The sequence below is a fragment of the Flavobacterium tyrosinilyticum genome, from assembly GCF_023656565.1.
Lineage (GTDB): Bacteria > Bacteroidota > Bacteroidia > Flavobacteriales > Flavobacteriaceae > Flavobacterium > Flavobacterium tyrosinilyticum.
This window is the reverse complement of record NZ_JAMOKG010000002.1, coordinates 763084-778883: the sequence shown is the minus strand read 5'-3', so window position 1 is coordinate 778883 and position 15800 is coordinate 763084. Positions and strand designations below refer to the sequence as shown.

9 protein-coding genes are annotated in these 15800 nt (G+C 32.1%); 1 reads left to right on the top strand and 8 read right to left on the bottom strand.

Going from position 1 to position 15800, the window contains the following annotated elements:
* Positions 1-2: 2 nt before the first annotated feature.
* The 8 genes from NCC77_RS11195 to dnaK all read right to left on the bottom strand — a co-directional run bounded on the left by NCC77_RS11195 (position 3) and on the right by dnaK (position 14355).
* Complete coding sequence (locus NCC77_RS11195) at positions 3-3017, bottom strand: SusC/RagA family TonB-linked outer membrane protein (RefSeq protein WP_250835636.1); 3015 nt, start codon at positions 3015-3017, stop codon at positions 3-5.
* A gap of 244 nt (positions 3018-3261) precedes the next feature.
* A complete protein-coding gene (locus NCC77_RS11190) occupies positions 3262-6006 on the bottom strand; it encodes a helix-turn-helix and ligand-binding sensor domain-containing protein (RefSeq protein WP_250835635.1) in 2745 nt (914 codons plus the stop codon).
* Between the two features lie 99 nt (positions 6007-6105).
* Positions 6106-7290, bottom strand: coding sequence for an acetate/propionate family kinase (locus NCC77_RS11185; RefSeq protein ID WP_250835634.1), 1185 nt, complete (start codon positions 7288-7290; stop codon positions 6106-6108).
* A gap of 74 nt (positions 7291-7364) precedes the next feature.
* Positions 7365-9458, bottom strand: a complete 2094-nt coding sequence (gene pta, locus NCC77_RS11180; RefSeq protein WP_250835633.1) for a phosphate acetyltransferase — start codon at positions 9456-9458, stop codon at positions 7365-7367.
* 66 nt (positions 9459-9524) lie between these two features.
* Positions 9525-10598, bottom strand: coding sequence for a magnesium/cobalt transporter CorA (corA, locus tag NCC77_RS11175; RefSeq protein ID WP_250835632.1), 1074 nt, complete (start codon positions 10596-10598; stop codon positions 9525-9527).
* Positions 10599-10749: 151 nt separating this feature from the next.
* Positions 10750-11190: a hypothetical protein gene (locus tag NCC77_RS11170; protein WP_250835631.1), complete on the bottom strand. Its 441-nt coding sequence runs from the start codon at positions 11188-11190 to the stop codon at positions 10750-10752.
* Positions 11180-12367, bottom strand: coding sequence for an AAA family ATPase (locus NCC77_RS11165; protein ID WP_250835630.1), 1188 nt, complete (start codon positions 12365-12367; stop codon positions 11180-11182). The genes NCC77_RS11170 and NCC77_RS11165 overlap by 11 nt, the downstream gene beginning before the upstream one ends.
* A gap of 104 nt (positions 12368-12471) precedes the next feature.
* Complete coding sequence (gene dnaK, locus NCC77_RS11160) at positions 12472-14355, bottom strand: molecular chaperone DnaK (protein WP_248726323.1); 1884 nt, start codon at positions 14353-14355, stop codon at positions 12472-12474.
* A gap of 387 nt (positions 14356-14742) precedes the next feature.
* Between dnaK and NCC77_RS11155 the strand changes: the two genes are divergently transcribed.
* Entirely contained in the window at positions 14743-15792 is a 1050-nt protein-coding gene (locus tag NCC77_RS11155) for a hypothetical protein (protein ID WP_250835629.1), read from the top strand.
* Positions 15793-15800 lie beyond the last annotated feature (8 nt).

Below are 15800 nucleotides of genomic sequence, written 5' to 3'. Positions count from 1 at the left end.
TATTAAAATTTTAAGTTTGCACCAACTACAAATGTTTTTAATGCTGGATAAGCATCTAACTCTACTCCCTGAGTACCTTTAACCAATTCACCATCTCCTAAAACCTCAGGTGAGAATCCTGAAAATTTTTGACTAATGAAAGGGTTCATAGCATTTACGTAGATTCTACAATAGCTAATAAAACCTTCTTCTCTTAACGGAAGTTTATAACCTAATGTAATGTTATTGATTCTGAAGAAATCTCCAGATTCTAAATAATAAGTTGATGCTACTGGAACCTGATTAAATGGAGCTGGATTAGATCCTGATGTATTTGTAGGTGTCCACATATCATTAAGTAAAGAAGTCTCTACATTTTCTCCATAAAAACGCTGTGCTTTTTTTCCGTTATATACTTTTGCTCCATTTGTTCCGTATCCGTCTACAGAGAAATCAACATTTTTGTAATTTAATCCTAAAGTAACCCCATAAGTAGAAGTTGGTAAAACTGAACCTACATATTTTCTATCTTTAGTTTGATCTAAAGCACCTTGAGCTACCTTATTTCCGTCTGCTGTATAGTACAACATTTGTCCGTTTGCTGGATCAACCCCTGCATATTCGTACATATAGAAACTACCTAAAGGCTGTCCTACTGATGTATTATCAAGTATTTTTGTTACTTGACCATTTCCTAATGAACCACCATTAATTGTTGCAAGTCTTACATTTTTCAAACTAGCTAATTCATTTTTGTTATGAGAGAAATTTCCTCCTACCCAGTAACTTAAGTTATCTGTGATTTTATCATCCCAACGTAAAGCGATTTCGTACCCTTTATTAGATACCTCACCTACGTGTGTTGGAGATTCTACAGTAATTCCTGAAGTTGAGTAAGGCGTAACATTTAAAATAGCATTGTTAGTATTTTTACTGTAAACATCAAACGATCCTTTCAATCTGCTATTAAACAACTCAACATCTATACCTGCAGAAGCTTCTTCTACAATTTCCCATGATAAACTTGGATCAATTTGCGAATTAATAGTTGTTCCAGAACCTCCATTATAATCTACTCCAGATGTAAATGACTGAATGTTTAATGGCACTTTTTGGTTTCCTAATTTACCCCAAGAACCTCTAACTTTTAATAAATCTAAATTTTTAATATCAGATAAGAAGCTTTCTTTTGTTACAATCCATCCAATACCTACTGATGGGAATGTTCCCCAACGGTAGTCGCTAGAGTAATTTGAAGATCCGTCACGTCTTACAGTACCTGTTAATAAATATCTGTCCAATAATTTATATTGAAAACGTGCAAAATATGATGCTAATCGAGCTTGATTATCATTTACAGCTTTATATGTAGTTACACCTCCATTTTGTGCGTAATTAATACCATCAAGTCCCCAATAGTTACTATTTGGATTTACATTTCTAATATCTGCAGTAGTTTTTGATCTAGTTCCAATTACGTTAGCCTCGATACCTGCAGTAACTTCAACATCATGAATTTCCGCAAAAACTTTATTATATGTAAAATAGTTCGATAAATTCCAGTTGAAATAATCATCAGTGTTTCTTGTCAAAGTGTTTGTATTCAAACTCTTTTTGTCATATGCAGATTCTACTCTGCTCGGATCAGCTGCTAACCAAAGACCTAAATTATCAACGAAATTATATTGTTTATAAGTAAAATATTCTCCATTAAATTGAGATGTAAACTTCAATGATTTCATGATGTCCCAATCTAATCTTAATCCACCTTGAAGTGTAACTGTTTTTTGTTGCTCGTTGTTATAATCTAAGGCAACAACAGGGTTTCCAACTGAGTTAAAAGAATCTCCCGTTTGAGAAATAACTCCATTTTGTATGAATGGCACACCATATTTCCCATTAGGATAACGTACCGGAACTAAAGGCGATTGTCTGTAAGCAGATGTGAATGCAGACATTGGCTGTGGAGTATTTTTTATAGAACTAACACTGAAATTTTGGCTAATTTTAAGTTTCTCCGAAATTTTGTACTCATTATTACTTCTAAAAGTTGTACGCCCGTATTCAGTTCCTTTTAAGATACCCTCTTCTTCGTAATTACCAACACTAAAGAAATATTTAATATTTTCTCCTGATCCAGAAAGCGATACGTTATTTTGAGTGTAAACTCCTGTTCTTGTTATTTCATCAAACCAGTTTGTATTATACGGTTGATTTTGAGAAAATCTTCCAGCAGGAAACTGACTAATAAATGCCGCATTATTATACTGAATATATTGGTCAGCATTTGCCATTTTCACTTTCTTTAGCGGAGATCTAAAACCAGCATAGCTATCAATATCTACAGTAAGTTTTCCTTTACCTGTTTTAGTAGTAATCATGATTACCCCATTTGCACCTCTTGTTCCATAAATAGCAAGTGCAGAAGCATCTTTTAAAACCTCGTAAGAAGTAATATCATTTGAGTTGATATTATTAATGTTATCAGTAGGCATACCATCCACAACATATAATGGATTTCTTCCTCCTAATGCAGTACCAACCCCTCTAATAACAATAGAAGGTGTACTTCCTGGTGCGTCTGAAGTAGCAACTTGTACCCCTGCAGCTTTTCCTTGAATAGCTTGAGAAGCATTTATTACTTTCATTTTGGTAATCTCTTCGGACTTAATTGAGCTTACAGCCGAAGTATTATCAATTTTCTTTCTTGTACCGTATCCAATTACAACTACTTCTTTTAAAGCAGTATCACCCGCTTCTTTTAAGGTTATTGTCATTGGTGCGGCGGTAGCCGGTACAGAAACCGAATCAAAACCCAACATAGAAACTTTTAAAATGTCTCCAGGTTTTGCATTAATTGTAAAGTTTCCGTCGAAATCTGCATCTGCAGTTGCTCTAGCATCAGCTGAAGCGATAATTGCTCCTGGAATTCCCATTCCATTACTGTCTACTACTTTTCCTTTGATTGCTTGCGCTTGCCCCATCATATAGGTAGGTAGCAGCAAGAGCGCTAAAAAGCTAAAAATAAAATTTTTCATACAGTACGTAATCGTTTAAGTTAGTAGAGCCAAATTAAGCAATTACAACGTTGTAGTACATCAAATACCACTACAACATAACTACATCATTGTGTTAAAATTTTACATTATAACAATGATTATCAACAATATAAATGTTAAAGAAATTTGTTTAACATAACATTATGATGTAGTAATGATGTATCACAATTATATAAAAAATGATATGCAAAAATATAAATTCTGTAAAAAACAAAAGCAAATCTTACAGAGTTAATAAAAACTTGGACAGGTTTTCGTCCTGAGTAAGGTTTAGCTTCTTTCTAAGACGATATCTATGCAATTCTACACCTCTAAAAGAGATATTCATCATAGGAGCAATTTCTTTAGAAGACAGGTTCATTTTTAGATAAACACACAGTTTTATATCCTTTGGAGTTAATTGTGGGTATTTTTTAGAAAGGTTAATAATAAACTCATTGTGAATTTGATTCAGATTGGTTTCAAAAGTTTCCCATTCGTGCTTATTCACTTCATTTATCTTAATCGCTTTTCTAATTTCATTCTTAAGTTTGCCAAAATCTTTTTCGGTTTCCAAAATACCTTGAATTTTATCAATCATTTCTGTTTGTTTGGCAATTGATAAAGATTTACCCGCTACTTCTGAAGATTTTGCCTGCAATTCTAATTCCAAGATATGTTTTTCATATTCTTGAATATTAAGTTCGTTTTCTTTCTTCAACTCCATTTTAAGAATTTCTCTCTGATGTTTTAATTCTTCAGCCTGCAATTTTAATTTTTGCATATAGCGAAGTTTATTCCATTTATAATAGAAAAATAAAACTGCTCCAACGGCAAGAAGATATAACAGAATCATCCAAAAAGAAAAATACCACGGCTCTGCAACTTTAAATTTATAAGAAGAAACTTTATCATAAGTTGATCCATCATGTTTGAATATTTCTACTGTATGATCACCACTGCTTAAATTGTTCAAAACGATTAATCCATCTGAAATAGAGATAAATTCTTTTTCCTTATCAAGTTTATAAAACAAATTTGGTCTGCTCGCACCATAAATTCCAGAAATGACGTTAATCTTTAATTCCGTATTAAATTTAACTTTCTCTTCGCTAGGAACTAAAACATCATTGCTAAACGCTTCAATTTTTACTCCAGAATTTTGTTTGTTTTCATATTCAAGTTTAAGTGAAACAAATCCGTCATCGAGATTAAATAGATAATAATTATCTTTCTTAAAAATCCTTAAATTCTCATTGATTAATTTCCCTTTATAATATTTCTCCTGAATAATATTCCACACAAACTTGTTTCCTTCGGCATAAATATGATATAAGATTCCGTTTTGCAACACCATAAAATGATCATCGTCTATGGAAACAATATCTGTTACATTTTTAAAACTTGTATCAAACAATTCATTTTCTTCCAATTTACCTGCTATCGAATTGTAGATATACCAAGAATTATTAATTAAGAAAAGTATTTCTTTCCTAAACTCAAAAATCTTTATCCCAAAATCATTTTGTATTTTACTCTGCTGTGTGACATTTTCAACTTTTAGTGTGTTGTAATTATCATCTAGTAAAACACGATACAAACCGCGATAATTATCTGCAGCCCAAATTTCATTTTTTTTATTCTGAGCAACATATTTTATAGGTTTTGCCAGATCTTTTATGATTTTATAATGAGACATGTTTGAGGGATTGTCATAAACAAGAATACCGCTATAAGTCGATTGAAAATAAGTGTCGTTAATACTACTCTTAGACATATTCCAACCTCCGCTAACGCCATTTATTTTGGTCAAAGTATTATTTTCATACGAAAAAGTACCATCATTATGACCTATAATATATTTTCCGTCAATAAGAGAAATATTCCAGCCCTGCCCTTGCGTATTGGGCATCATATTAAACTTTCCATTACTATATTGAAAGATTCCATGATTAGAAGCAATTAAATAGCCATTATTAATTGAAGCAACCGCATAAACTGATCCTAAAAGTCCTGAATTATCATAAAAGAAAGAAATAGGAGAATTAACCTCAACGTGCGCAATACCATTATCTAAACCAACCCACAAATCATTTTCTTTATCCAACCCTAAACTTAAAACCGAATTATTCATTAAGACATTATCGCGTTCAATATTTTTAAATGAATTGGTTTTTAAATCTAAAATGATAATTCCACGATTTCCAGTTCCGACAATTAGTTTTTCATTTTTGACAAATTTTGCCACATTAATTGTAGCCGATTTTAAAACTTCATTTATGGGATGATCCCAACTTCTTAATCCATTTTTTTCTACAATAAAAACTCCTTTTTTCTGTGTAAAGATGTAAGTCTGGTTTTGATACTTTTCTATGGCATGAACAACAGTATTTTTTAGAACATTCCATCCTTTTGGATTGGCAATGTATTTCCCATTCATTTTAAAAATTCCGTCTCTAACTGAAGCAACATATAAATCTTTATCTACACCAAAACAATAAGAGATAAGAAAAGGAAATTTAATTTTCTTAATTGTTTTTCCATTATAAATAAAAACATCATTAAAAGACTGAAAATAAAGCGAACCATTAAATCTGAATATTTTCCATATTTCCTCGTTGTCCTTCTCATCAAACAATCTGAGGTTTTTGGTAATAGAAACATAGTACATAGTTCCTTCTTTTCTATACCAATAGCCAAATTCTTTATAAGAACCAGAATAGATTTTATCTCCCTCAATCAGGATAGATCGAATGATAGTTTTGTTTGGAAGTGTATATTTTTCCCATTTTACTCCGTCGTAACGAAGCAAGTAGTGATTATTGGCAAAATACATCGCATTATCATTTCCTTGTGCCACATTCCAGATCTGATTATCACCCTGATAATCTGATTTGCTGTAATTTTCGACAAAGGGAAGTAATTCTTGTGCTTGAAGTTGTAAAGCGATGAAAAAGAAGATAACTGATTTAAAAAGTATCGATTTCAAAGTATTCGTTTTTAACTTCAAAGATACTCACAAATATTTAATTTTTAGGCCAAAAAAAACTCCTCAAGCTTGAGGAGTTTTTCTGATCGTATTTCAATTTTAATTTTCCAGTAATTGATAAACCTGATTGGCAATTTCATACTCTTCATCTGTCGGAACAACTAAAACTTTTGTAGTAGCATTTTCTGAATTGATTTCTCTTAATTCTTTAGAACGAATTTGATTTTTTGCTGCGTCAATTTCAATTCCAAAATAATTCATATCTGTACAAATCAAATTACGCATATAAGATGAATTCTCGCCAATTCCTGCTGTAAAAACAATAGCGTCAAGTCCGTTTAGAGCTGCTGCGTAAGCACCAATCGTCTTTCTGATTCTATAAGCATTCATCTGTAACGCCAACTGGCAATCTTTGTTTCCTTTTTCGGCTTCAGCTTCAATATCACGCAAATCGCTATAACCTGTAAGACCAAGCATACCACTCTGTTTCAATAAAACAGCATTTACTTCATCTGGAGTATATCCTAAATTTTTAATCATATAAAAAACCACAGACTGGTCAATATCTCCAGCACGTGTTCCCATAATTAAACCATTTGAAGGAGAAAACCCCATTGAAGTATCAATACATTTTCCATTTTTAACAGCGGCCATACTGCAGCCATTTCCTAAGTGAATCGTAATTATTTTAGAATTATTTTTTAAATAATTAATGGCTTTTTCAGACACATATTTATGGCTCGTTCCATGAAAACCATAGACACGGACTTTATTTTCTGTCAAAAGATAATTTGGAATAGCATATTTATAAGCGACTTCTGGCATAGTCTGATGAAAAGCGGTATCAAAAACAGCAATTTGCTCTGCTGAACTGAAAATCTCTTCTGCTACATTAATTCCTTCTAAATTTGCTGGATTATGCAAAGGCGCCAATTCAAAAAGCTGTTTAATCTTTTCTTTAACTTTCTCATCGATTTTTACGGTGTCACTAAAATCGCTTCCTCCATGCACAACACGATGTCCCACTGCCAAAATTTCCGAAGTCGATTTAATAACTCCTTTTTCAGCATCCAAAAGCATATTGGCTACTTTTTGCAAACCTACTTTATGATTCGGAATTGGAAGCATTTCTTCTATTGAAGCTGTTGCTGTTTTAAAAGTTACATTTGAAGTTTCTAAACCAATTCTGTCAATCATTCCAGAACAGATTACTTCGTTTTCTGGCATTACCATTAATTGGTATTTAATTGAAGAACTTCCTGAGTTTATTATTAGTATTTTCATTCTTTTTAAGTTGCTAAGGTTCTAAGAAGCTAAGATTCTAAGAGTTTTAGTTTATTATTTTTTTTTTATTGTTTTTACATTCCCTGCGCTTGAATCGCCGTAATAACTACCGTATTAATAATATCGTCTACAGTACAACCGCGACTTAAGTCATTTACGGGTTTATTTAAGCCTTGTAACATTGGACCAATTGCCAATGCTCCAGTTTCTCTTTGAACGGCTTTATATGTATTATTTCCTGTATTTAAATCAGGAAAAATTAATACGCTAGCTTGCCCTGCTACTTCTGAATCTGGCATTTTGCTTTTTCCTACAGTTAAATCTACCGCAGCATCGTATTGAATTGGTCCTTCGATTTTTAAGTCTGGTCTTTTTTCTTTTACAATTGCCGTAGCGGCTCTTACTTTGTCTACTTCATCCCCTTTTCCAGATGATCCAGAAGAATAAGAAAGCATCGCAATTTTTGGTTCAATTCCGAAAGCTAAACTTGATTCTGCAGAAGAAATTGCAATTTCTGCCAGTTGTTCTGCTGTTGGATTTGGATTAATAGCGCAATCTCCGAAAACAGAAACTCGATCTTCTAAACACATAAAAAATACCGAAGAAACTACAGATGAATTCGGTTTTGTTTTAATGAATTGCAGTGCTGGTAAAATGGTATGCTGCGTTGTGTGTGCTGCACCTGAAACCATTCCGTCTGCGTGGCCTTTGTACACCATCATAGTTCCAAAATACGAAACATCTTCCATTAAATCTCTTGCCATTGTAATGCTTACGTTTTTCGCCTTTCTTAGCTCATAGTACGTATTAGCATAATCTTCATACATTTCAGATTCGATCGGATTGATAATGTTTACTTTAGAAAAATCAAATGTAAGTCCGAGTTCTGCAACTTTGCTTTCAATTTGTTTTTTATCTCCAATAATAGAAATATCAACCACATCCATATCTAATAATCTTGAAGCTGCAGCAATAATTCGGTCATCATTCCCTTCTGGCAAAACAATATGTTTTCTATGCTTTTTAGCTCTTTTAACCATGTTGTATTGAAACATTTTTGGCGTCATTCCTTCAGGTTGGAAAGTGATAACTCTTTGCGATAGAGCTTCAATTTGAACGTACTTTTCAAAAGTGTTAATTGAGGTTTCAATCTTATGCGTGTTGTTTGCATAAATCTCCGATTTAATCGAACCTATTTTATTGGTAATATGATAAGTTCCGCCATCAACAGCAATAATCGGGACAATTGCAGAAAGTCCTTCTATAAGCTTTAAAATACTTTCTTCTGGAACAATATTTCCTGTTAGGATAATTCCTGAAATAGTTGGGTAATTTGCTGATTCATTTGCTTGTAAAGCTCCTAAAATAATATCAGAACGATCTCCTGGAGTAATAACTAGTGCATTGTCATGCAAATGAACCAGATAATTATGCAATTGCATTGCTCCTACACTATAATGTCCAATTTCATTATTCAAATAATTTTCACCAAACAACACTTTAGCATTCAATTCGTGTACAATTTCCTGCATAGTCGGATTATTCAAACTCGCTATAAGTGGAATTGTATTAATCAAAACATTTGAAGGCAAACTTTTTTGTAAACTAGTAGTAACCAATTCTATATTTTCTGGTTGCACTTTATTGGCAAAAACTGATAATACTTCAACCTCTTTTACTTTGAAAGAATCATAAACCAAGTATAAACTATCTAAAAGTTCTTCTAAGGTTTTACCTACTCCTGAACCTACAATTATAGTTGGAATTCCGAGGTTTTTGGCAATTAAAACATTTAAGTCTAATTCGATAGAAGTTCCTTCTCCCGTAAAACTTGTTCCTTCCACCAAAACAAAGTCAAATCGTTCTTCCAGCTTCTTATATTTCTCAATAATTAAATCTAGAACCTCTCCTATCTTACCTTTATTCTTTTTCTTGATCAATCTGCTCTTGGTAATCGCATAAGCATCGTCAAAAGCAATATCAAGATTAAAATACGACAAAACAGTTTCGATATGATTATCTACCTCACCATCCACAAAATCTTCGATTATAGGTCTAAAATACCCTACTTTAGCCGTTTTACCAATTAAGATACTCATTAAACCGAGCGTAATAATTGATTTACCACTGTTATGGTCGCTAGTGGCTATATATATTGCTTTACTCATAATTATTTATATTTATTCTAAATAACAAAATTACATAAATACTATTTCTCTGGTTTATAACAAATGTTAAAACCAGCGTCTTTTTTTGAAATAAATGATCAGGGCGACTACCAGCAAGAACATAATACCCATGACAACAAAATAGCCATTTTGGGTTTTAAGTTCTGGCATGTTTTCAAAGTTCATTCCGTACACTCCAACTATAAAAGTAAGCGGAATAAAAATTGCTGAAATAATCGTCAGCGTCTTCATGATTTCGTTCATTTTTCGGCTTTGTTCCGAGAAATAAAAGTTTGAGGCACTTTCCAGTGCGCTCATGTCAGATTCTATCTGCTCTAAAAGCTCTAGACTTTTTTGATGAAGTCTGATAAAGAAATTAAATGTTTCTTTCTGAATTAAACCGTTTGATTCGTCATCATCTTTAATCGTTTTTAAATAATAAAGAGAATCTCGAAGTGGCACAATGGAACGTTTTAAGAAATTAAAATTGTCACGATGGTTTTCAATTTTTTCAAGAATAACGGGATTCGCTCCTTTTTTTGCCTGATTAATCAATTCTTCGATTTTATCTTCTTCATCTTCAATAGTTATGTAGAAGTTTTCCATTACGGCATCAAGCAATAAATAAAGCAGATAATCTACTTTTTTACTTCTCACAATTCCTGCATGTGTACGAAGGCGCTCGCGTATGTGCGTGAAAAAATCGCTTCGTTTTTCCTGAAAAGAGATTAGAAGTCCTTCCTTCAAAATAAAACTGATTTGTTCGACACTAAGATTGTCTGAATACTCCGAAGGTAAAAGTGATTTTATATTAAAGAATAAAACGTTTTGCTGTTCTTCTAACTTGGTTCTTTTGGTTGTATTTAAAATATCAGCTAAAAGAAAATCGTCAAGTTTAAAATGCGTTCCGATAGTTTTTATCAGATTAATATCGTTTAAACCATGAATATTAAGCCAATTGTTTTTAGTATAATCGAAACAAGAATTTAGAGCCAAGACAGTAAACTTATCATATTCTACAACATCTGCATCATCATATACAAAAAGTTGCATTTCTGTTTCGTGCTCTTTATGCGTGCCAGTATACTCTAAAGTAATGTGTTGCAACTTACGCCCTTTCTTGTATTTGATCTTTCTCATCCATGAAAATTTACAATAGTAATATTACGAAAAAGAATCCGAACAGGAAATGACAATTATCAGTTTGTGGAAAACCTAGACTTAGACGCACTGCAGTGCGTCTCTACAGTAATTCATACCCATAAAAAAACCGAGCCATTTCTGACTCGGTTTATTTTGGTATATATTTAAATTCTCTACTTTTAATCTCTAAGAGTCTTCCATATCTTTTAGCAAAAGCTTGTTTTAAATTATTAGTTTCTGTACTTGATAAAGGATTTCTAGAACTAATAATAAATCCAAACCTTTTATCTTTTGGAATTCTTATTATTGTAGATTCAAAAATACTTATTGTGCTAATTATTTGATCTAAAGCAATCTTAACATCTTTCCCTTTTAATTCTATAAAATAAAAATCGTCGTTTAGATGTCTAACAAATCCAAAATCACATTTTTGAACCTTTTTCGAAGCGATTAAACAATCGTCTATTCTTATTTTTGTAAAATCTTCTTTAGAATCAATTTCAAGTCTTTTTCCATTTTCATAAGCTACTTTACTTTTTGAACAACAACTTTGATTCGCTTTAATTAATTCATCAAAACTATTGTGCATATCGTAACTCTGTTAATTTATCAAACTCGTCTGAAATAATATCAGAAACTCCATCAATTGCATTTGTATCTATACTTCTAAACTCTTCATTTTTGATTGAATATACTTTCCCATCATTTCGTACTTCATAAACAGAAATTTCATCGTAATCAACCCACTTATTTTCTGAAACAATTAAGTTTATCTCTTCTTTCAAATCAGTATGTTCATTGAAAGTATTTTTCGCTAGTATTAAAGTGTCTAATGAAGAGAGAATATAAGGGCTATGAGTAGTAATTACTAGATTATTCTTAGTTTCTTTTATTTTTTCTACTAAATAATTAATTAAGTTTTTTTGTTTAATTGGGAAAAGATTAAGTTCTGGTTCTTCCATCAAAATAGTTTTAACTTCTCCACTATCTGAATAATTAATCTCATATTCTAAAACCAATAACAATGGAAGCAAAGATTGTATTCCGCTTGAAGTCTTAGATAAAACATACTCTTTTTCTTCAATTTTCACATATTCTGATTCATTATCCCATTTGAAATTAATCCCAAATGATTCAAAATAAAGTTCTTTTATTTCTTTTCTTGCAACTTCATATCTTGCAGAAAAATCCTTAAAACAATTAGGCAAAGCAACATTATTTGCCCATAAACCAGATATAGATGAACTAAGCATAGAAACTAAAATCCTTTCAGCAGGAATGTATATTGGCGATGAATGAAGTGACTTATCAATATTTATAATTTGCTTAATCATTTTTTTTAAATCATCAACAACTCTATCTGCATATTGATTATTTTCATTATTTAAAATCTCATTAATTTTATTATTAAGATCTATTAAAGAATCTTTTTCAATTTTTTTTTTTGTATCATTTGTTGGAGTAAATAAGAATTTACTTTTACGCGATTTCAAGTCATTTTTAGAGATCGTAATTCGTAAATTATCATGGATATATTCAAATGAAGATTCCTCTGTATCAAAACCAATATTGTAATGTCCTAATAGTCTATTGAACTCTCCAATTCTGTCAGCACCAAAAGTTAAATCATTATCTCTAAAGATCGTTATCAACTTCGCCAAAACGCTTTTCCCTGTAGAGGTATCTCCAATAAACACAACATATTTAGTCAAATCAATTTCTGCTTCCTTTATCGGGCCAAAATTTTTAACTATTAATTTTTCCATTTTTTATTTTCTAATTACAATGTAAATGTAACAAAAAAAACCGAGCCATTTCTGACTCGGTTTTCTATCTTAATACTTTGTACTAATTACTTAGTACTAAAGAATTATTTTACCTCTTCGAATTCAACGTCTTCAACGTTATCTCCAGAAGACTGCTCTTGTTGTGGAGCAGCTTGTTGTCCTTCACCACCTTGAGCGTACATTGCTTCTGTAGCTGTTTTCCAAGCTGCATTAACATTGTCTAATCCTTTTTGGATTGCGTCAAGATCTTGAGATTGGTGAGCCATTCTCAATTCAGTTAAAGCGTATTCGATAGCTGTTTTTTGATCGTCTGTCAATTTATCTCCTAACTCTTTCAATTGAGATTCAGTTTGGAAAATAGTACTGTCAGCTTCGTTCAATTTCTCAGCTCTTTCTTTTGCAATTCTGTCAGCATCAGCGTTAGCTTCAGCATCTTTTTTCATTTTTTCGATTTCTTCAGCTGTTAATCCAGAAGAAGCTTCGATACGGATATCGTGAGATTTTCCTGTTCCTTTATCAGTTGCAGAAACTTTGATGATACCATTAGCATCGATATCGAAAGTTACTTCGATTTGAGGAACTCCTCTTGGTGCTGGCGGAATACCATCTAAGTGGAAACGACCGATAGTTTTGTTATCAGCAGCCATTGCTCTTTCTCCTTGTAATACGTGGATTTCAACAGATGGTTGAGAATCAGCAGCAGTAGAGAATACTTGAGATTTTTTAGTTGGGATAGTTGTGTTAGACTCGATTAATTTAGTCAATACACCACCCATAGTTTCGATACCTAAAGAAAGAGGAGTTACGTCAAGTAACAATACATCTTTTACATCTCCAGATAAAACTCCACCTTGAATAGCAGCTCCAATAGCAACAACCTCATCAGGGTTAACACCTTTAGATGCTTTTTTACCGAAGAATTTTTCAACTTCGTCAGCGATTCTTGGCATACGAGTAGAACCTCCTACAAGGATAACTTCGTCAATATCAGATGTAGATAAACCTGCATCTTTTAATGCTTTAGCAACTGGCTCCATAGAACGTTTTACTAAAGAATCAGATAATTGCTCAAATTTAGCTCTAGATAATTTTTTCACTAAGTGTTTTGGTCCAGAAGCAGTAGCCGTTACGTATGGTAAGTTGATTTCTGTTTCAGCAGAAGATGATAATTCAATCTTAGCTTTCTCAGCAGCTTCTTTCAAACGCTGTAATGACATTGGATCTAAACGTAAGTCAATACCTTCTTCAGTTTTGAATTCGTCAGCTAACCAGTCAATAATAACTTGGTCAAAATCATCACCACCTAAGTGAGTATCACCATTTGTAGATAATACTTCAAATACACCGTCTCCTAATTCAAGAACAGAGATATCAAAAGTACCTCCACCTAAATCGTAAACAGCAATTTTTTGATCATTTCCTTTTTTATCTAATCCGTAAGCAAGTGCAGCAGCAGTTGGCTCATTGATGATACGCATTACTTTAAGACCAGCGATTTCTCCAGCTTCTTTTGTAGCTTGACGCTGAGCATCGTTAAAGTATGCAGGAACAGTGATAACTGCCTCAGTTACTGTTTGACCTAAATAGTCTTCAGCAGTTTTTTTCATTTTTTGAAGTGTCATTGCAGACAATTCTTGAGCAGTGTATAAACGACCGTCAATATCCACACGTGGAGTATTATTGTCACCTTTTACAACACTGTAAGGAACTCTTTTTGCCTCTTCTTGAGTTTCAGCAAAAGTGTGTCCCATAAAACGTTTAATAGAAGCAATCGTTTTTGTAGGATTCGTTACTGCTTGTCTTTTTGCAGGATCACCTACTTTAATTTCTCCACCTTCAACAAAAGCGATGATAGATGGTGTAGTTCTTTTTCCTTCTGCGTTAGGGATAACAACTGCTTCGTTACCTTCCATTACAGAAACACAAGAGTTCGTCGTACCTAAGTCAATTCCGATTATTTTACCCATTTTTTATATATTTAATTTTTGATTTAATTTTATAACTCAGGTGGCATAAGTCAATCTTTATGCCAATATAAAAAACTAAATAAAATTGTCAGTTTTAGCGTCAGTGCCCTAAAAATCATCTGACAACATGACATTTCTAAAACCTGACATTCGTGGCAAAACATTGTATAACTGTCATTTTTTTTAGTATTATTAGCTTTTCATTATGATTTGAAAACTAATAATTATGACTTCAAAAATCTCTTGTAAGGGAAAATGAGAAATGGCAAAGAAGCTTCGACAGAAAGAAAAATAAATTTATGTTTTTAATTTTTTGCTTTTGACTGAAGTGCTAAAAAACTTACATTCGTATTCTAGTTGCAAAAAACATACAATCCTTAACCAATCATGAAGCAAATTTTATTATTACTGATTTTAGGTTCAATAACTGCGTGCCAAAACAAAAACTATCCCGATTTAATAAACAAAGAATCGAAATTTTCAGATTCAGATTTTACAAAAGAACATTTTCAAGAATTTTTGATTTACGAAGATATCACCACTAAAAACAGTAAATTACCTAAACCTAAACCTTCTGCAAAAAAACAATATCCTTGGATGTTGTCAGTCTCTAAGGAACGTACAGAAGAAACTGTTAATCAAATTGAGAAATCTATAATCGCAATAACAGACGGTGCCTCTGATTATAACAAAGAACCTTCAAATTCTATTAACTTTTCTTCGCTGGTAGATAATTTTTATACAGAACAACAACTTTCAGAATATAGAAAAAATAGAACCATAACTACACAATCTTCAATTTTAGATTATATAAAAGCCACGATTAAAACGTACGATTTGACCAACGAAAAAAATGAAAAAATAAAATTGAATGGAGAAGTTCTAGGTTTAGGTGGGGGTGGTTTTGAAGAAAAAAATGGAAAGCTTTTAGAAGGAATTGTATTTCAAACCCTTGGAATGGGAGATTCAAAATATTTAAGACTGAAAGGTTATGTAGATATTGAAGTAGAAATTCCAGTAGAATATGAAAAGATAGAAATTACCAAAAGTGATATTGGAGACAAATTTAGCATTGGAGGCCAAAAAATACAGATTTTAGAATTTGATGCTAATGCAATTCACTATAAATTATTTAATTCTGATTCTCAAAATTTCAGCGTTTATATAGACAATTGCAACGGAAATTATGGAAGTGTGCAATCTCCTGAAAATATTTATGATAAATTTAGAGACAATCAAGGACTAGACTATGCTTCCTTTTTGAAAAAATATAAAGAATTTGGTTTAGACAAAATGGAGAATCCTAATGAGGGGAATTTTGTTTCAGTATTAAAATCAGACGACTGCCAACTCGAAAAAGTCTTTTTCTATTGTCCAATAACTTCGAAATTGGCAAAAAAGACCATTAGGGTTCCTGTTAACATTCAAATAAAATAATAGGATTG